Here is a 17,794-nt window from a genome sequence, read left to right on the forward strand (position 1 = left end):
TCGCCGTCAGCGGACCCCGGGCAATCCCATGACGCGCGAGGCGTCGACATACATGCCGAGTTGGTCGCGCTTGCCCACCGGCGGCAGCTGACCGAGCAATTCGTCGGTGGTACTCATGGCGCCGACGACACCGAGACCCGCGACGTTGAAGTCGACGGTCGCACGCCGGATGTGGTTGGCCGAGGTCACCAGGGCAACGCTGTTCGCGCCGAGTGAGCGGGCCAACGGGACCGAGTTCAAAGCGTTTCCGACCGTCGACCCGGCGCGATGCTCGGCATGCACGCGGTTGGCCGGCACGCCGTTCGCGATCAGCCAGCCCTGCATCGCCGCCGCCTCGGTGATGCCGTTCTGCGGATTGCCGCCGGTGACGATCACCGGAGATCCCGGGGCGATCAGTGCCTGAACCGCCGCCGAGCGGAGCCGATTCACCAATTCCGGGCGCATGGTGCCGTCGGGAAGCAGGCCATAGCCCAGGACGACGATCGCAGTTTGCGGTCCAAGGATCGCAGGGAAGGGGTTCGGTGGGGTGAACGAGGATGCTGCGATTGCACCGAGTGCATAGTCGACCTGGCCGCGGCGCGGACCGGATCGGTTGAGCGCGTCGAAGCGGCTGATGAGATCACCGGTGTAGTCCGCGTACATCGCACGCAGGGCCTGCGCGTCGGTGTCGCCGGGATTGGCAGCGAGAAGTTCATTGATCCGTCCGAGCGCAAGTCCAGGGTCGCCGCGCGAAAACGCGCCCTGTGCTTCGTTATAGAGCTGATTCGGGGGTGCTGCGGCGGCAGTCGTCGGACCGGCGAGACCGAGGCCGAGCGCGAGAACCGCGGCGAGGAGAAGGTTGACGGCGAGCGTGACGAAGCGGACCGACCGGCCGCGGACGCCCGGATCCGCGGACTTGTACCTGTCTGATTCGTGTTGCATTCGGCAAACGGTACCCATCGAGGGCGAACGTGCGGGGAAATACGCGTACACCGGCTGCGGCGTTTCGCACAACAGAATGTTACGAAGACAACATCGCCAGGTCCACGGCGGTGAGTCGGCGGGGGTCGGATGTCAGGTCGATCGCGACGACTTTTCCTGCGGCCACGGTGAACTCGGCCAGTAGGCAGGGTCCGTCCTCGCCCAGCCAGATGGCTTCGGGGCGACCGTCGACGAGCGCGAAGCATGCCGTCCGCGCGCGCTCGGCAAACCTTCCGGCCACGGCCGTCGCGCCACGAACGATCGCCCCTGACCCTGCGCGCGCTGTTGCGACGTCCGCGCGCAGCACTACGTCCCGGTCGAGCAGCGCAACCAGATCGTCGAACCGATCCTGGTGCGCCGCCGCCAGAACGGCGGCGACCACCTCGCGCCGGCTCGTGCACCGCCCACATTCGCGATGGGATCGGGACACGGACGCCTTGTCTCCTGCATCGGTGACGGGCGCCGGAGCGGGCAAGCGGCGGCGGGCTCGTCCGGTGATCTGCCGTGCAGCGTCGGGCGTGCGTCCGATGATTGGCGCGATGTCGTCGAAGGGCATGTCGAACATGTCGTGCAGGACCAGCACCACCCGCTCGATCGCGGTGAGCGAGTCGGCCATGAGCAGCGGCACGAATCGCTCGGTAGGCGGGCTGCAGTCGACCATTGCGCAATCCTCGATTCGGGGTGTCATGGGTATGACCGTTTCCGGACGGTGCGATGTGACGCTGCTGGTCGTTGCGAATCCGCCTCGGTTTCGACACCATCGTGTCTCCATCCCGAATGGACGTCGTTACCCTCGAGCACAAACTGGGAGTGCACGGTGCAGAAATCGATCTACCTGCTGTGGGCAGCCGCCGACGAGTCCCGCGCCGACGAGGACTGGGCGCAACGGCTGCGCACGCGGCTCGCCGCGCTGGCGGGCACCCCGGGTGTCGAACGGATCCAGCTCAATGTCGCAGACCGAGCGGTCGCCGAGGCGATGCTGCGACTGACGACCTTCGATGTCCCCGTCCGCGCGGTGGTGTCGGTGTGGTCGGCTCCCGCCGCTGCCGATATCGGAACCGAGCTCGCGTCGCTGTGCGACCGGATCGCCGGCTATCTGGTCACCGAAACGGTCGCGCTCGCGCCGCCGGCGACTGGGCTGGGAGAGCGGGCCGACGCGCTGGCGAACGTCGCGCTGCTGCGGCGACCGACCGAACTCGAGCACCGCGAATGGTTGCGACGCTGGCAGGGTGATCACACACCGATCGCCATCGCCGTGCAGGGCACGTTCGGATACGTGCAAAACGAGGTGCGCCACGCGCTGACCCCCGACGCCCCGGCCGTGGACGGAATCGTCGAGGAGCTTTTCCCGATGGCGGCGCTGCGCGATCCACACGCGTTCTACGGTTCGGGCGGGGACGGGGCAGAACTGAACCGGCGGCTGCGCGCAATGACGGACTCGATCGGGCGGTTCGGCGCGGATCGGGACATCGACGTGATCCCGACCAGTCGCTACGTGTTCTGAAACGCGGACGGATTGTTCGCGATCGCGCCGGAGATCAGCAGTCCGACCATCGCGGTCGCCTTGTCCGGTTGTGGGGGATCGCCGGTGATCATGTCGCTCCAGAGAAAGGACTCGGCGACTCGGACCAATGTATAGGCGAGGTCTGAAATGTCATCGCGCTGCGCGAGTTCGGGGATTCCGGTCAATTGCACCGCAGTCCACTCGGTGAGCCGCTGCTGCACGATGCTGTGCCGCGAGGTGACCACGCGCAACGCGTACTCCGGGTCGTCGGCGACGAAGCTCGCGAGCGGCTCGTAGGTGCGTACGGTATCGGCGAGGCGCCCGAAGTTCGCGACGAACCGTTGGGCCGCGGTTCCGGTACTGCGCATCTCCACGCGCTCGATGGCGTCGAGGAAGATCCGCCAGATGATCTCGCCGATGATGACGTCGCGACTGGTCCACCAGCGGTACAGCGTCGCCCGGCCGATGCCGAGTTCGCGCGCAAGCTGCTGCACATCAACGCGACGGCCCGCGAGAAACCAACTGTGCGCAAGATCGATGACCTCTGCACGGGTAGGCGGGCGGTTGACGCCATTGTGAGACACAAGTACATTCTGTCTCGCATGTGGAGTTGGGTCAACCGGTGCGCAGCTACCGTGGATATCAAGGGGCGCAAATGGATTTACAGTGGTCAGAGGCCGATCTGGCCTTCCGTGACGAGGTTCGGGCCTTCCTCGACGACAAGCTAACGCCAGAACTGCGCGCCGCCGGTGAACTGGCGACGAGCGTGTACTCCGATCATGAAGCCAGCCTGGAATGGCAGCGGATCCTGCACGAGCGCGGCTGGGCCGCGCCCGCCTGGCCCGTCGAGCACGGCGGCTGTGATTGGAGTCAGACCCAGCACTACATCTTCAGCCGCGAGTCGATCCTCGCGGGCGCGCCTGCGCTGTCGCCGATGGGCATCCGCATGGTGGCCTACGCGATCATCGCCTTCGGTACCCCGGCGCAGAAGGAATTCTTCCTGCCCCGGATCCTCACCGGTGAGGTCTTCTTCTGCCAGGGCTATTCCGAGCCCGAGGCAGGCTCGGACCTGGCCTCGCTGACCATGGCTGCCGTCGATGACGGCGATGACCTGGTCTGCACCGGCAGCAAGATCTGGACGACGCACGCCACCGAGGCGAACTGGATCTTCTGCCTGGTCCGAACGTCGAAGCAGGCCAAGAAGCAGCAGGGCATCACGTTCGTGCTGATCGACATGAACACTCCGGGGATAGAGGTCCGCCCGCTGGTGATGACCTCCGGCGAGGAGGTGCAGAACCAGGTCTTCTTCGACAGCGTGCGCGTCCCGAAGTCCAACGTGCTCGGCCAGATCGACGACGGCTGGAGTGTGGCGAAGTACCTGCTGGTGTTCGAGCGCGGCGGCGGTGCCGTCGCTCCTGCCCTGCAGGTGATGGCCGAGTCGATCGCCAAGGAAGCTGCCGAACAGACCGGACCGGATGGGCGTTCGTTGATCGAGAATGCCGCGTTCTCGGCGAAGCTGGCCGAAGCGCGCATCCGCACCGAGGTGCTCGAAATCCTGGAGTACCGCACGCTCGCGCTGATCAAGGCGGGTAAGAACCCCGGCCCGGCATCGTCGATGCTGAAGGTGCTCGGCACCGAGCTGAGCCAGAAGCTCACCGAACTCGCGCTGGAAGCCGCCGGTCCGCGCGGGCGCGCATATCAGCCGCATGCCACCAAGCCCGGTGGTCCGCTGGCCGAATTCGTCCCTCCCACAGACGGTTACGTCACCGGAGCGGACTGGCAGGCCGTGGCGCCACTGCGCTACTTCAACGACCGCGCCGGCTCGATCTACGCTGGAAGCAACGAAATCCAGCGCAACATTCTCGCCAAAGCAGCATTGGGGCTCTGATGGATTTCAGTATGACCAAGGAGCAGGAACTGCTCCGTGACGCAGTGGCCGGCTACCTCGCGACCCGCTACGACCTGACCAAAAGCCGCACGATCGCCAAGACCGGCACCGGCTGGCAGCCCGAAATCTGGCGTGGTTTCGCCGACGATCTCGGCATTCTCGGCGCCACCTTGCCGGAGAGCGTCGGTGGCATCGGCGGTGGACCTGTCGAGTCGATGGTCGTGGCCGAGCAGTTCGGACAGGCGCTCGTCGTCGAGCCGTTCGTCGACACCGTGGTGATCGGCGGCGGGCTGCTGCAGCGCGGGGGCGGTGCCCGCGCCGAGGCGCTGCTCGAATCGATCGTCGGCGGTTCGGCGATCATCGGATTCGCTGCGCTCGAACCGAACTCGGGTCACGCGCTCCATGACGTGACCACCACCGCGCGCCGCGACGGCGACGAGTGGGTGCTCGACGGCGCGAAGGTCGTGGTGTCGAGCGCGCCGTTGGCGACGCACCTGATCGTCACCGCACGGACGAGCGGTGCGCGTCGTGACACGGAAGGGATCTCGCTGTTCCTCGTCGACTTCGATCCCGCGAACCCGCCCGCCGGGGTGGAACTGCACGCCTACCGCACCATCGACGACCGGCGCGCGGGCGATCTCGTCCTCGACAGGCTGCGACTGCCGGCCGACGCGCTGCTCGGCGCCGAGGGACAGGCCTGGGAGTCGATCGACGCCACCATCGACGAAGCGATCGCGGCGACGGCTGCCGAGGCGGTCGGCTGCATGCGAAAAGTGCTCGGCGACACCGTCGAATACGCCAAGCAACGCCAGCAGTTCGGCCAGCCGATCGGCAGTTTCCAGGTCCTGCAACACCGCATGGTCGACATGTACATGGAGTTGGAACAGGCAATCTCGGCGGCCTATCTCGCCACGCTCAAACTCGATGCCGAGCCGAACGAGCGGGCCAGGGCAGTGTCTGCCGCGAAGGTCACCATTGCGCGCGCGGCGCGGTTCATCGGCCAGAACGCGGTGCAGTTGCACGGCGGCATGGGCATGACCGAGGAACTCGCGATCGGGCACTACTTCAAGCGGTTGACCGCGATCGAGCACGAATTCGGTTCCAGCGACGCCCACATCGCGCGGTACGCCGCGCTGACGGCACCCGGGAAGTAACCCCCCCCCCCCACCAGGCGGGATGAACGGTTCCGTTCAGTCGATCAGATCGACTGAACGTACCGTTCACCCACTCGGTCACCCGCCCGCTCGGGCAGGAAAGCGCTGCGCCCACGGCCGGGCGCGCTCGAGCTGCGCGGCCAACCGCAGCAGCATACTGTCGGAGCCGAGCGGGCCGACGAATTGCACGCCGATCGGCAGTCCGTCCGCGGTCCAATGCAGCGGCACACTGATCGCGGGGCGGCCGGTGACGTTGGCCAGTGGGGTGTAGGGCACCCAGCCGAGGTTCTCGCTGACGATGTCGTCCATGATCCCGGCCAGGGCGATCAGTCGTCCGCCGCGGGCCTTCCGGATCACCCGCGCCAGTCGCTGCGCTCCGCGCGGTGTGCCCAGTGCGCCGGTCACTGGTGGGGGCCCGGCGACCGTCGGGGTCAGCAACAGATCGAACCGCTCGTGGAACTGCGCGAGTTGACGGATGTGGTCGTTCCGCGCCTCCAGGGCAAGTAGCAGCGTCGCGACCCCCGAGACCCGGCCGAACTCGGCGATCGCCAGAGTATCGGCCTCGAAGTCCTTGTCGCGGGCACCGTATCGACGTTTGATTCGGGTGACATCGGCCTGCATCTCGGCGAACCACACCGTCAGGAAGTCGCGGCCGAGCGCGGCGCCATCGCACGGTGGCGTCGCCTCCGTGACGTTGTGCCCGAGTTCGGTGAGCAACTCGGCGGCGCTGTGCATCGCCGCGAGGGCAGCCGGGTGGGGTGCGGGATTGATCGTCGATGCGGCGGTGAAGCCGATTCGCAGCGGCCCGGTCGGCGTCGAAAGTGCTTCTGCGAATGGTTGATTCGGTAGCATGGCGCGATAGGCGGCACGTGGATCGGGTCCGACGAGCACATCGAGCAGCGTCGCGCTGTCGCGGACGGACCGACTCACCACGCCCTGGGTCACGAACCCGTGCAGCGGTTCGCCGCCCTGCGGGCCGTACGGCATGATGCCGCGGCTCGGTTTGAGTCCGACGAGGCCGTTGCACGACGCAGGAATGCGGATCGAGCCGCCGCCGTCGTTGGCGCCTGCCGCGGGGACGATTCCGGCGGCGACCGCCGCGCCCGAGCCACCCGAGGAGCCGCCGGGTGAGTGCGCGGTGTTCCACGGATTGCGCGTAGGCCCCCAATAGGTCGGCTCGGTAATCGGTTTCAGGCCGAACTCGGATGTGTTGGTCTTGCCGAAGATCACCAGACCGGCGTCGAGCAGTCGCTGGGTGTAGAGCGAGTGCTCGGTCTCGACCACGCCGGCGAGCGATCGCGAACCGTAGGACGTGGGAAAGCCCTTGTACTCCTGCAAGAGGTCCTTGAGGAGGAACGGCACCCCCGCCAGCGGCCCCGACAGACCGGGGTCGCCGGCGCGCTCGTCGGCGACGTCGTCGAGGCGCGCGACGATCGCGTTGAGCGCCGGGTTCACCGTATCTGCGCGGCGGCGGGCAAGTTCGAGCAGTTCGGACGGTTTTACCTCCCGGCTCGCGACAAGTTCCGCAAGCCCGACGGCATCGTGGGAGAAGTACTCGTCGAGGTTCACCGCTGTGCTTCTTTTGACAGCGGCGCCTCGTCGGCCAGCAGGGCGGCCGAACGACGCGCCAGTTCCACTGTGGCCATGCGCAGTTCGCCCGCGTCGTCGATGCGCGTGGCGTAACCCACCCGCGTGTAGGCCATTCCGCGCGGTGTCTGCACCCGCAGATCGAGGCCGTACCGGTCGGCGTCCGAACAGGTCGCGGCCGTGGCATCGGGATAGCCGCCGAGCGCTCGGGCCATGTCGCGGAGCGCATTCGCGTGGTCCGCGTTGAGGTGCGCGATCGCGCCGGCGGCGTGGAAACGGACCGGGTCGACCTGTGCGGCGGCGTAGTCCTGCGCCGATGCCGAGTCCATCCGTCCGTAGCCGCCGACCCAGCGAACACGCTGGACGCGCAGCACCCAGAGCGAGAAGTCGCTGAAGTCGATATAGGTCTTCGCGGCGGGCACGCCGGCCAGATGCGCGGCGCGCGCCGCGTCGAACTCGGCATCGGTCGGCCGCTCCACGACACCGGCGAGGGTGATGCGGGCGCTCGCCAGCGGGTCCGACGGTTGCTCGGGCGCGACCACGGACAGGCTCGCACGCGGGTCTGCGGCGAGGTTGCGGCCGTGCTCGGCCATGTGCGAGACACACAACACCGGAGCGCCGTCGAGCAGGCCGTAGGTGATCATCGATGCCCAGGGATCGCCCGCGGTCGTGAGGCTGGCCAACGTCGCGACGTTCGTGGCCGCGACGAGTGTGCGGGCTTCTTCGGCGGCACTCGGACGGGTGGGTTCGGTGACGGGCATCAACGGCGGAGCGAGAGTGGGTCCGTCGCCGGGATCGCCATGATCGAGGACTGGCATTGTTCGACCGTACAAGAACTGCCGACGGTATCGAAGGTGCGCCACCTGCGGCGGTGATCTGCTCGCCGAACCGAGCCCGGACGCCGCGTCGGACGCGCATAATCGCTCGAGGCCGTGTTGCGAGGAGGCAGCCATGGGCAACACCGACGTGCTGATCGCCGGTGCCGGGCCGATCGGGTTGACCGCCGCGATCGAGCTTCGCCGGCGCGGTGTGCGGTGCCGGGTTGTCGACCCACTCCTGGAGTCGCCCCAGTACGCGAAAGCTGTTGGGGTACAGCCGCGCACACTCGAATTGTTCGAGGGAATGGGTGTGCTGCGCCGGATCCTCGACGCGGCGATCCAGATGCGCGGACAACTCGTCTACGTCAACGGCACGGAGGTGGGCCGGATCGACCTGAGCCTGCCGCCCGATGTGCCGTACCAGTTCATCGGGATACCGCAATACGCGACCGAACGGATCCTGCGTGAACGCCTGTACGAACTCGGCGTTGTGATCGAACGAGGGATGCGGTTGGCCTCGTTCGTACAGGACGACGAATCGGTGGTTGCGACCCTCGCAGGCAACTTCGAGGAAACGGTCCGCGCGAAGTACGTCGTCGGTTGCGACGGCGCGCACAGTACGGTTCGCAAAACTCTCGGACTGACCTTCGAGGGCGCGGCGTTCGAAGAGGAGTACATGCTCGGCGATGTCGAGGTGGACTGGACCCAGCCGCGCGGCTACAGCGTCCGATCGATGCACCAGAGCGACGGGGTCACCGACGATCTGCTGGTCTGTATTCCGCTGCCGGGCCGCAACCGATACCGCGTGTCGATGCTCGTGCCGGAGGAGTTGGCAAGCACGCCCGCCGGGGCCACCGACGAGGTCGTCCATGGTTTCGAGGGAGCGCGCAAACCGGAACTGCGGCATATCCAGGCGGTACTCGACCGGCTCTCGCCGGAGCCGACCCGCGCCGCCAACCTGCGCTGGTCGTCGGTATTCCGGATCAGCCACCGAATCGTGAACGCCTACGGCCGCGGCCGGGTATTCGTCGCAGGCGACGCGGCGCACATTCATCCGCCGACGGGGGCCCAGGGAATGAACACCGGCATTCAGGACGCTCACAATCTCGCGTGGAAGCTTGCGCTCGCCGTGCACGGCGAGGCGGCACCCGGATTGTTGGCCAGTTATGACGCCGAGCGGCGGCCGGTGGGGGAGGAAGTCGTCGGGCGGACCGTGCGCAGCGCTCGCGAGGGCATCGGCGCCGATTCCACCGACGTCGGCTACGTCATGCGCCGCGAGGCGCAACTGCTGATCGACTACGCGGGCAGCCCGATCATAGGGGCGACGGGCGGTGCCGTTGTCGACGATCCGGCGCCGCGGGCAGGGATGCGGGCTCCGGACGCGCGCGGATTGACCCGCGACGCGGTGAGTTTTCCGCTGCGGCTGTTCGACCTGTTCGACCGGGTGAACCACACCATGCTGATCCATGCCGGGGTGGCGACGACCGCGCAGGACTTGACGGAGATCGAACGGGTCGCGGCCGCTGCCGCGGGGATCGCGCACGGGCGGTTGGAGACCTACGTGCTCGCCGAGGAGGGCGCCGAAGTGGGTGGCACGGTGCTGCCGCTGATTCGAGACAGCGCAGGTGAGTTCGCGCGGATGTACTCGGCAACCGGTATCGCCACGTTCGTGGTGCGACCCGACGGCTACCTCGGCTTCGCGCAGCGGTCGCTGACCGTTGTGAACCTGCACGACTATCTGAAGCGCACCTTCCGTTGACGAGCAGGTGCTTCCCGCCGCCCGGTTGTCGGCGGCGGGAAGCACCTGCGCGATATCAGCCGAAGATGCCGGGCGCGCCGAACGTTCCCGCGGGATCGAACCGTGCGGCGATCGTGCGCAGTCGCTCGATGTCGGTGTCCGACCACAGGTTGCGCAGTTCGTCGTGGCCGGCGTGCCCGGCGAAGTTGAGCAGTCCGCGGGCACGCCATGGCTGCAGCGCGCCGAGCACCCGCTCCAGATCACCTGGCACCGCGTCGGCGAACGGTCCGGCGAGCACGCCGATCGTGTGCATCGCGATCGCGGCCTCTCGTCCGGCGACGGAATTCGCGGCCGGTGCCGCGACCGCCCCGCCGAGCAGACGGAACTCCACCATGGTCAGTGACGATCCCGACTCGGCCCCGGCGGCGGCGACGATCGCGTCGACCGCAGCGCTCGGCATTGCCGTGAGCGACATCCCGCGGGCGAGGCAGGGTAGCGGCAACGGCGGATCCATGTGCACCGAATCGATTGCTGGGTAGGGCATTTCGGCGACGGTGTCGATGAGGACGGGCGCAACGGACCGCATGGCAGCCAGTCGCTGCGCGCCCGCCTCGGGCGTGCCGAGGTCGGTATAGCGCAGGTGTACGACGAACTGGCCCTGCAGCGGGGGCGGGAGCTGGGGGTCCGGCGGCATGCGCAGCAGCGCAACCGAAGTAGCGGCATCGACGGGCAGTTGCGGGGCCCAGCTCCGCCAGGCGTCGAGCACTGCCGCGGCGTGGGCACCCGGGTAGAAAACCCCGCCGCCGAAGTAGCGCGCGACCGGCACCAGGTCGAACTCCATCTCGGTGACGATGCCGAAGCCGATCTTGCCGCCGAGCACAGCCCAGAACAGGTCCGGCTCACGGTCGGGATCGACGAACCGGATCTCGCCATCCGCAGTGACGATGGTGAACGAGCGGACGTGGTCGGCGGCGAAACCGTACCGGCGCGCCAGCGGGCCGAGTCCGCCGCCGAGCGTATAACCGATTACCCCGACGCCGGACGACGAACCGTTCAGCGGGGCGAGTCCGAACTCTGCTGCCGCGTCGATCACCGCCCGCCAGCGCGTACCCGCACCGACCCGGGCGGTGCGGTGTTGGGCGTCGATGACGACACCGTCGAGCAGGCGGGTCGAGATGAGCACGGTGCCGGCGAGGTCGCCGGTCAGCCCGTGGCCGGTCGCCTGCACCGTCACCCGGAGGCCACTGGTGGTCGCCCACCGCACCGCTTCGGCCACGTCCTGGTCGGATTCGGCGACAACCGCGACGATCGGGGTCGGCTGGTGGGCGAGGTTGAATCCGGCGACTTCCTCGGTGAAGCCGGGACTGTCGGGGGTGAGCACGGCGCCCTGAATGTGTTCGGGCATGCCGAGGTTGCTGGATTCGGCGACGGTGGTCATGGATGTTCCTGCTTTCGGGGTCGAGGTGAAGCTGGTTGAGGGTGAATCGGGTCGAGCGAGAACGTTCATCGGGCCGCGGTGACTTCGATTTCGACGGCCATTCCGGCAAGAGCGAGCCGCGTGACGCCGACGAGCGTCGCGGGGGGAGTGGCGCCGGCGGCCGCGAGGCGTTCGACGACCGCGTCGTAGGCGGCGAGGGTGGCGTCGACGTCGGTGGTGTAGACGGTCATTCGGATCACGTCGGCGAGGTCCATACCTGCCGCGGTGAGGACCGACTCGACGTTGTGCATGGCGAGCGCGAGCTGCGCGCAGACGTCGCCTTCGTGCAGCAGCGTGCCGTCGGTATCGGTGGCGCCTTGTCCGGCAACGGTGAGCAGCTGCTCGACGCGGGTGCGCAGCTGGCCGTGGTCGAAACCGAAATCTGCATTCCACGTGGACGGATTGATCCGGAGGGGGTTCGTTGTGGTGGTCATGGCCGCAACGATGTCGTCGTCCGGGCGTTGGCGATATCCCATTGATCTGGGGAATCGTCGTCCCAGATTTCTGGGGTATCGCCGAACGGCAGGTGGGCGCATAATTCGGAAATGTCCAGTTTGCCCGCGGATCGTGCCAGGTCACGGTTGGAATCGCTGTCGACCTCGGGGCTCGACGTGCACACGTTCAGCACCGCCGCGGTCGAGGTCCTCCGGCAAGCGCTTCCGTTCACGGCGGCATGCCTGGCGCCGGCCGACCCCGCCACCGAACTCGTGACCGGAACCGTGAAGTGGGGTGGACTCGGCAACGAGCAGGACGACGAGTGGGCGTTCTGGGAGTACGAGTCCGACGACCAGTGGAACTTTCAGAGCACCGTCGATCGGCCCGGCGGAGTGTCGAGCACCCACACCGAAACGAACGGGCATCCCGAGGAATCCGCGCGGCACCGCGAATTCTTCAAGCCCAACTACGATTTCGACGACGAGATGCGCGTCGCGTTGCGCGTGGACGGTGCGACCTGGGGGTTCTGCGCGTTCTTTCGAGACGGCCGGACCTCGGCGTTCACGCCGGCCGAGATGTCCTTCGTCAGTTCCGTCGCCCCACTGTTCGCCAGAGGGTTTCGCGCGGGTCTCGTCGTGGGCGCGGTCACCAGTGTCGAGGTCGGCGTCGGTCCCGCGGTGATCGTGGTGGACGGAGTGGACAACGTCGTGCAGGCGAGTGTCGGCGCGCCGGCGCGGATCGCCGAACTCGGCGGCGGTCCGGTCGGCGAGGCGCGACTGCCGTTTGCGTTGCGCACCTTGATCGGCTCGGCCCGTGCATTCGCCCTCGGTCGACACGATCGGTTGCCGAGAATGCGGTTGCGCACTCGGGCCGGTGGCTGGCTAATCGCACATGCTTCACCGCTGATGTCGCCGGATGGGACATCGACCAACATCGTGGTCACGATCGAGGAGGCCAGGCCGCCGGACGTCATTCCGCTCGTCGTCGCGGCGTACGGGCTGACCCCGCGCGAACAGGCGGTGGTGCAGCTGGTGTTGCAGGGCGTGAGTACCTCGCAGATCGCTGCCGCGCTGCACCTGTCCGCGTACACGGTGCAAGATCATCTGAAGTCGATATTCGAAAAGGCCGGCGTGCGCAGCAGGCGACAACTGACCGCGCAGGTTTTCTTCGACCAGTACGCCCCGCGGCTCGCGGAAGGCGCGTCGGCGACACCCTCGGGCTGGTTCGCGCCGACCCCATAGCCGGATGGAGTTGCCGATGGCCCAGGACGCCACGGGGATTGTGACGCGCGACAGCGAGGGATATCGGCTCGAGCTGAGCCGCCGGTTGAACGGCCCGATCGAGGACGTCTGGGCTGCCATCACCGATCCCAGCAGCAGCGCGAAGTGGTTTGGGCGCTGGGAGAGTGAGGGCGGCGTCGGACGAACGATCAAGCTGCAGCTCGCCTTCGAGGAGGGTCAGCCGTGGTCCGACGTACTCATCGACGTGTGTGAGGCGCCGCGGCACCTCGCGATATCGATGGTCGACGACGGTGGCGAGTGGCGGCTCTCGGTGCAACTGCGTGCGGTCGACGGCGCGACCGAACTCGCCTTCACGCAACCGCTATCGGACCCGGCCGGCGCGGAAAGCATCGGCCCGGGGTGGGAGTACTACCTCGACATGCTCTGCGCGGCCTATGCGGGCACACCACTGCCCACGTTCAACGAGTATTACCCCGCGCAGGCCAAGTACTACATCGAGCAGAGCGCGGCCGCCGCCGGGTCGACGTAATCCCCGGTCACGTCGGTGGGGTGAACTGGCTGACGGTGAACTCCGCGCCCTGCGGATCACGAACCACCGCGTCGCGGGTCCATTCGGTATCCGTACTCGACACGACCTTGCCGCCGAGCCGCTCCGCCGTGGCTGCCGAGTCGTCGCGGTCGGCCACCGTGAAACTCACATGCCAATGCTGGTTCTCGTCCTCGCCGGTAGCCACCACCCACGCGATCGCGTCGGCGAAACCGGGCGGCGCCGAGATCGCGGCCTGCCGTTCGTGGATCGTGGGATCCACGGTGGCCGCGAGGTGATCGCCGTACCCGGGTCGGCGGACCATCGTGGCGAAACCGACTTCGTCGAACTCCCAGCCGAAGATGCTGCGGTAGAACGGCTTCGCGCGTGCCGGATCGTCGGTGTGCAGGTCGCTGAAATTCCACGCGCCCGGCACGTTGACCGATTGCACGCCGACCCGGCGACCGGCCTGCCACACCCGGAACGTGGTTCCGGTCGGGTCGGCGTACTCGACCCACGTTCCGGCCGGCCCCGGTGTTGTCGGCGGGGTGACTATCCGCCCACCCGCGGCGATGACACGGTCGGCAAAGGAGTGCGCGTCGTCGACCGCGACGTAGGTCTGCCATGCGGCTGTGCCTGCCGCGCCGGTCGGTTTGGCCGGCCCGCCGAGTCCACCGGCATCTGCGCCGCCGACTTGCGCGATCAGATATCGGAACGGTGAATCCGGTGGTGTCACCTCGGTGAAATCCCAGCCGAGCAGGCCGCCGTAGAAGGCCGCCGCGGCGTCGACATCGTCGGGTTCGAGATCGATCCAGGACGGAACACCCTGCGGATACGTGCGTGAAATCGACATTGTTGTCTCCATCTCGCGTTTTCCAGTTGGCTCGACTGTCACGCTAGCGCCGGGCACCGACAGGTCCGCCTCGCCACCATGCCGGAACAGGTGTCGATCGGGCCGGCCTCGAATCGTCATGTAGGTGTCCGGCGCAGGTGCAAGGATCGAACTCGCCGATGCCGGACCCGACGAAAGGAAAGACGATGCGATACGCACTGTTGGTCAACCACGGCGAACCGGCCCCCGGCGAAATCCCGGACGACGCGATCGCCGCAACGCAGGTGGCGTTCGGCAAGTACGCCGACGACCTGATCACCGCCGGAGTACTGGTCGGCGCCGACATCCTGGTGCCGAGCGAAGCCACCACGACCGTGACGTTGCGCGAGGGCAGCCTGAAAATCCAGGACGGGCCGTTCGTGGAATCGAAGGAGATGCTGGCGGGGGTTTTCGTCATCGACGTTCCGGATCTGGACGCGGCATTGGCCTGGGCGCAGCGGTGCCCGGCCGCGCAGTACGGCGTCATCGAGGTTCGTCCGGCGGCGACGTCGATCATCGACGGTAACTGGTCGGACGGATGCCGCCTGGACGGGGCGGGAGCCTGACCTGACCGATCGGGTTGTCGCGCAACGGGTCGCCGATATCTCGCGCGACTCGCGAGCCCGGCTGGTGGCGCTGCTCGCCTCCTCGACCCGGGACATCGCGGCCGCCGAGGATGCGGTGTCGGACGCCGTCGAGAGCGCACTGCGGACCTGGCGCTCCGATGACTTCCCGCACAACCCGGAAGGGTGGCTGCTCACCGTGGCGCGCAACAAGCTTCGTGACCGGTTCCGGTCTGCGGCGCACCGCACATCGGCGCCGCTCGACGAGCTCGTCGGGTCGGAACCGGTCACCGGCGACCACGTGCCGGCAATCATCGAAGACAGGCGACTGGAGCTGATGTTCGTCTGCGCGCATCCCGCCATCGATCCGATGATCCGTACCCCACTCATGTTGCAGGCGGTGCTAGGTCTCGACGCGAAGGAGATCGCGGCGGCCTTCGCTGTGCCCGCGTCGACGATGTCGCAGCGGCTCGTGCGGGCGAAACGCCGTATCCGCGATGCCGGGATCGCCTTCGCGATCCCCGCTCCCGATGCGATGGCCGGGCGCCTGGATGCGGTGCTGGAGGCAGTGTACGGCGCCTTCGCCGTGGACTGGCGCGGCACAGCCGATGTGACCCAACGTGATTCGCTCGCCGGGGAAGCGCTGCACTTGGCGCGGACACTAGCGGAGTTGATGCCCGATGATCCGGAGGTGCTCGGCCTGAATGCCCTGATCGCAATGTCGGCCGCGCGCACGCCGGCGCGGCAGCGCGACGGCATCCTGGTCCCGGTCGACCAGCAGGACACCGCGCGGTGGGACGAGGAGCTGGTCGAGGAGGGGGAGTCGCTGCTGTCCCGTGCGCATGCGCTGCGTCGGCGCGGGCGGTTTCAACTCGAGGCGGCGGTGCAGTCCGTGCACTGCGACCGCAGGCGCACCGGCGTGACCGATTGGGCCGCAATCGAATTGCTCTATCGCGCACTTCTCGACCTCGTCCCCACTCTGGGAGCTGCCGTATCCCTTGCGGTCGTGATCGGCGAAACACAGGGTCCGACTGCAGGTTTGGCATATCTGGACCGCATCGACCCGCACAGCATCGCGCGCTTTCAACCGGCGTGGGCCGCGCGTGCGCACCTGTTGGTGGGTGCGGGACGGCTGTCGGAAGCCATCGATGCCTACGGCCGCGCGATCGACCTTGCCACCGATCCGGCAATGCGCGGGTTCCTGGAAGCCGCGCGAGCGTCGGCGGCCGGCGGGTGATCGGGATCGGTCAGCGCCGCACGCCGTGGTAGATGCCGCGGCGCACGATCCATGGCTGCAGCACCCGGTCGATGGACCACGCGGGAAACCGGAACGCGTGGCCGGTGGGCGCGAATACCTCGAGACCGTCGGGCTGGACCCCGAGCACCGAACCCCACCGTCGGCCACGGGGTCGGTAGTCGCGCAACTGCCGGTCGGCGAACAGGGCACGCACATTGTGCGCGAGCAGGCGATCGGCCCGGTTGCGCGCCGAGTTTCGCAGTGGGTCGGTCGCCGCGACGTCCCCGACGGCGAAGATCTCCCGATGATCGGGCGTCTGGAGGGTGGGTCGCACGCGGACGAAGCCGTGCTCGTCGAGCAGGTCGGGCGGGAGCCACGAGGTGTTCGGTCGCACCCGGCCGATTGCCCACAGCACGCTGTCGGCCGATGCCGCGGCCTGCCCGCCCTGCCATTGCACGGGGTCGTTCGTAATTCGGTCGCAGGTGAAGCCATCGGGCACCACGGCGCGATGGCCCGGGTGCAGGCCGACCCCGAGTTCGGCGAGTCGGCCACGCACCCGCTGCCAGGCGCGTGGATGGTGTTGGGGGAGGGCCCGTTCGCCGGGAAAGTAGAGGTCGACGCGTTTGTCGGGCCATCGTCCGGCGATGTTCGCCGCGCTGGCGACGGCCGCCGCGCCGCCACCAACGACGAGTACCGACGCGGAATCGGCGATCCGCGTATGGGCGGCGTTCAGATCGGCATCCACCTCGGTGGCGGACTGAAAGGCCGGCCGTCGCCAGAAGCCGTTCGCGACGCCGGTCGAGATGATCAGGGCGTCGTATTCTTCCGGCACCGTCGATCCATCGGCGTGGCGCACAGTGACCTTGCGTGCGGCAACGTCGAGCGAGGTGAGCGCGCCATGGAGGACACGGACCTCGTCGAGGCCGCGGAACCGATCGAAGGGCAGCCAGTAGTCGCGTGCCCATGCCTCGGGGCGGCTGAGTCGGGTGCCGAGTTCCTGACCGCTGACCAGGCCCGGTTTGACCGAAATGCCGGTGACGTCGAAACGCTGCGCGAGATGGATCGCGGTGAGCACACCGGTGTCGCCGAGCCCGGCGACAACCACACGGGGGCGGGTCGAGCGGCGCGTGTCCATCCACGCGATACTCGCACACCGATCAGGAGGCGTGCGCAGCCGCGCATACCCCCGGATCGCCACCCGAGGGCGGGGATATGGTCGGGGATGTGGCGAACGTGAACGGTCCGACTTTCGCCGTCCTGCTGTGGTCCCGCCCCGGTCTCGCGGCCGAGGCAACCGCATACGAGGACAAGGTCCTTCCCCTGCTCGAGGTGCACGGCGGCACGCTGGTGCAACGACTGCGCAGCGCGTCCACCGACGCCGAGCAACCCGTGGAAATACAGACGATCAGGTTCGCCAGCGACGCCGCATACGCCGCATACATGGCGGATCCACGACGCACCGACCTGGCCGAGGAACGCGATCGGGTGATCGCCCGGACAGAGCTCATTTCGGTGGAGTTCCGATGACGGCGGCGGTCGTCACGTCGTTCGACGAGCCGCCGCACTACCCGGATTTCGACATCCCGCAGCCGCACTGTGCCGACGAGGTCGACGCTGTGAAGATCGCTGCCGCAATGAAACCGGCGATGTCGTCCTGGCTGGCACTTCGTCGTCGGGTGGCGATTCGTGAGCTTCGTCATGCCATAGGGGGACGGTCGCGGCGACGGCTCGAATGGTTCGCAGGGGAGAAGCGGTCACGGGCATGAAATCGTCGCGCGGGCCGGCGATTCGTGGA

19 protein-coding genes are annotated in these 17,794 nt (G+C 67.8%); 10 read left to right on the plus strand and 9 right to left on the minus strand.

Annotation, left to right across the window (positions count from 1 at the left end):
• Positions 1 to 6: 6 nt before the first annotated feature.
• Together OG921_RS14670 and OG921_RS14675 are read right to left on the minus strand one after the other, a co-directional pair.
• Positions 7 to 921 (minus strand): YdcF family protein, encoded by a 915-nt coding sequence (locus tag OG921_RS14670; RefSeq protein WP_266113180.1) that lies wholly within the window; start codon positions 919 to 921, stop codon positions 7 to 9.
• Positions 922 to 1,000: 79 nt separating this feature from the next.
• Positions 1,001 to 1,648, minus strand: coding sequence for a sigma factor-like helix-turn-helix DNA-binding protein (locus tag OG921_RS14675; protein WP_266113181.1), 648 nt, complete (start codon positions 1,646 to 1,648; stop codon positions 1,001 to 1,003).
• Between the two features lie 129 nt (positions 1,649 to 1,777).
• Here OG921_RS14675 and OG921_RS14680 point away from each other — a divergent pair, with 129 nt between their 5' ends.
• Positions 1,778 to 2,464, plus strand: a complete 687-nt coding sequence (locus OG921_RS14680; protein WP_266113182.1) for an EthD domain-containing protein — start codon at positions 1,778 to 1,780, stop codon at positions 2,462 to 2,464.
• Here OG921_RS14680 and OG921_RS14685 read toward each other — a convergent pair.
• The gene (locus OG921_RS14685) at positions 2,452 to 3,048 is read right to left on the minus strand and encodes a QsdR family transcriptional regulator (RefSeq protein WP_266113183.1); all 597 of its coding nucleotides are present in this window, start codon (positions 3,046 to 3,048) and stop codon (positions 2,452 to 2,454) included. The genes OG921_RS14680 and OG921_RS14685 overlap by 13 nt on opposite strands.
• 71 nt (positions 3,049 to 3,119) lie before the next feature.
• Between OG921_RS14685 and OG921_RS14690 the strand changes: the two genes are divergently transcribed.
• Together OG921_RS14690 and OG921_RS14695 are read left to right on the plus strand one after the other, a co-directional pair.
• Positions 3,120 to 4,352 (plus strand): acyl-CoA dehydrogenase family protein, encoded by a 1,233-nt coding sequence (locus OG921_RS14690; protein ID WP_266113184.1) that lies wholly within the window; start codon positions 3,120 to 3,122, stop codon positions 4,350 to 4,352.
• Entirely contained in the window at positions 4,352 to 5,506 is a 1,155-nt protein-coding gene (locus OG921_RS14695; protein ID WP_266113185.1) for an acyl-CoA dehydrogenase family protein, read from the plus strand. Before OG921_RS14690 ends, OG921_RS14695 begins: the two co-directional genes overlap by 1 nt.
• A gap of 78 nt (positions 5,507 to 5,584) precedes the next feature.
• Here OG921_RS14695 and OG921_RS14700 read toward each other — a convergent pair whose 3' ends face one another.
• Complete coding sequence (locus OG921_RS14700) at positions 5,585 to 7,075, minus strand: amidase (protein WP_266113186.1); 1,491 nt, start codon at positions 7,073 to 7,075, stop codon at positions 5,585 to 5,587.
• Positions 7,072 to 7,911, minus strand: a complete 840-nt coding sequence (locus OG921_RS14705) for a HugZ family protein (protein ID WP_266113187.1) — start codon at positions 7,909 to 7,911, stop codon at positions 7,072 to 7,074. The genes OG921_RS14700 and OG921_RS14705 overlap by 4 nt, the downstream gene beginning before the upstream one ends.
• A 133-nt stretch (positions 7,912 to 8,044) precedes the next feature.
• On the opposite strand from OG921_RS14705, the gene OG921_RS14710 reads away from it, so the two are divergent.
• On the plus strand, positions 8,045 to 9,670 hold the full coding sequence (locus tag OG921_RS14710) for an FAD-dependent monooxygenase (protein ID WP_266113188.1): 1,626 nt from the start codon (positions 8,045 to 8,047) through the stop codon (positions 9,668 to 9,670).
• 55 nt (positions 9,671 to 9,725) lie between these two features.
• On the opposite strand, the gene OG921_RS14715 is transcribed toward OG921_RS14710, so the two are convergent.
• Both OG921_RS14715 and OG921_RS14720 read right to left on the minus strand, forming a co-directional pair.
• The gene (locus OG921_RS14715) at positions 9,726 to 11,087 is read right to left on the minus strand and encodes an FAD-binding oxidoreductase (protein WP_266113189.1); all 1,362 of its coding nucleotides are present in this window, start codon (positions 11,085 to 11,087) and stop codon (positions 9,726 to 9,728) included.
• A 65-nt stretch (positions 11,088 to 11,152) separates the two neighbouring features.
• Positions 11,153 to 11,560, minus strand: coding sequence for a RidA family protein (locus OG921_RS14720; protein WP_266113190.1), 408 nt, complete (start codon positions 11,558 to 11,560; stop codon positions 11,153 to 11,155).
• A 111-nt stretch (positions 11,561 to 11,671) separates the two neighbouring features.
• Here OG921_RS14720 and OG921_RS14725 point away from each other — a divergent pair, with 111 nt between their 5' ends.
• Positions 11,672 to 12,802: a helix-turn-helix transcriptional regulator gene (locus OG921_RS14725; protein WP_266113191.1), complete on the plus strand. Its 1,131-nt coding sequence runs from the start codon at positions 11,672 to 11,674 to the stop codon at positions 12,800 to 12,802.
• 16 nt (positions 12,803 to 12,818) lie between these two features.
• Positions 12,819 to 13,331, plus strand: coding sequence for an SRPBCC family protein (locus tag OG921_RS14730; RefSeq protein ID WP_266113192.1), 513 nt, complete (start codon positions 12,819 to 12,821; stop codon positions 13,329 to 13,331).
• 7 nt (positions 13,332 to 13,338) lie between these two features.
• Here the strand turns inward: OG921_RS14730 and OG921_RS14735 are convergent, their stop codons facing one another.
• Entirely contained in the window at positions 13,339 to 14,181 is an 843-nt protein-coding gene (locus OG921_RS14735; RefSeq protein WP_266113193.1) for a VOC family protein, read from the minus strand.
• 185 nt (positions 14,182 to 14,366) lie between these two features.
• On the opposite strand from OG921_RS14735, the gene OG921_RS14740 reads away from it, so the two are divergent.
• Together OG921_RS14740 and OG921_RS14745 are read left to right on the plus strand one after the other, a co-directional pair.
• Entirely contained in the window at positions 14,367 to 14,765 is a 399-nt protein-coding gene (locus OG921_RS14740) for a YciI family protein (RefSeq protein ID WP_266113194.1), read from the plus strand.
• A gap of 64 nt (positions 14,766 to 14,829) precedes the next feature.
• Positions 14,830 to 15,999 carry a DUF6596 domain-containing protein gene (locus OG921_RS14745; RefSeq protein ID WP_323182787.1) on the plus strand — a complete coding sequence of 390 codons (1,170 nt, stop codon included), beginning with the start codon at positions 14,830 to 14,832 and terminating at the stop codon, positions 15,997 to 15,999.
• Between the two features lie 10 nt (positions 16,000 to 16,009).
• On the opposite strand, the gene OG921_RS14750 is transcribed toward OG921_RS14745, so the two are convergent.
• Entirely contained in the window at positions 16,010 to 17,134 is a 1,125-nt protein-coding gene (locus tag OG921_RS14750; RefSeq protein WP_266113195.1) for an FAD-dependent oxidoreductase, read from the minus strand.
• Between the two features lie 89 nt (positions 17,135 to 17,223).
• On the opposite strand from OG921_RS14750, the gene OG921_RS14755 reads away from it, so the two are divergent.
• Together OG921_RS14755 and OG921_RS14760 are read left to right on the plus strand one after the other, a co-directional pair.
• Positions 17,224 to 17,526, plus strand: a complete 303-nt coding sequence (locus OG921_RS14755; protein ID WP_266113196.1) for a hypothetical protein — start codon at positions 17,224 to 17,226, stop codon at positions 17,524 to 17,526.
• Positions 17,523 to 17,765: a hypothetical protein gene (locus tag OG921_RS14760; RefSeq protein ID WP_266113197.1), complete on the plus strand. Its 243-nt coding sequence runs from the start codon at positions 17,523 to 17,525 to the stop codon at positions 17,763 to 17,765. Before OG921_RS14755 ends, OG921_RS14760 begins: the two co-directional genes overlap by 4 nt.
• Positions 17,766 to 17,794 lie beyond the last annotated feature (29 nt).

The organism is Aldersonia sp. NBC_00410 (assembly GCF_026342035.1).
GTDB lineage: Bacteria > Actinomycetota > Actinomycetes > Mycobacteriales > Mycobacteriaceae > Aldersonia.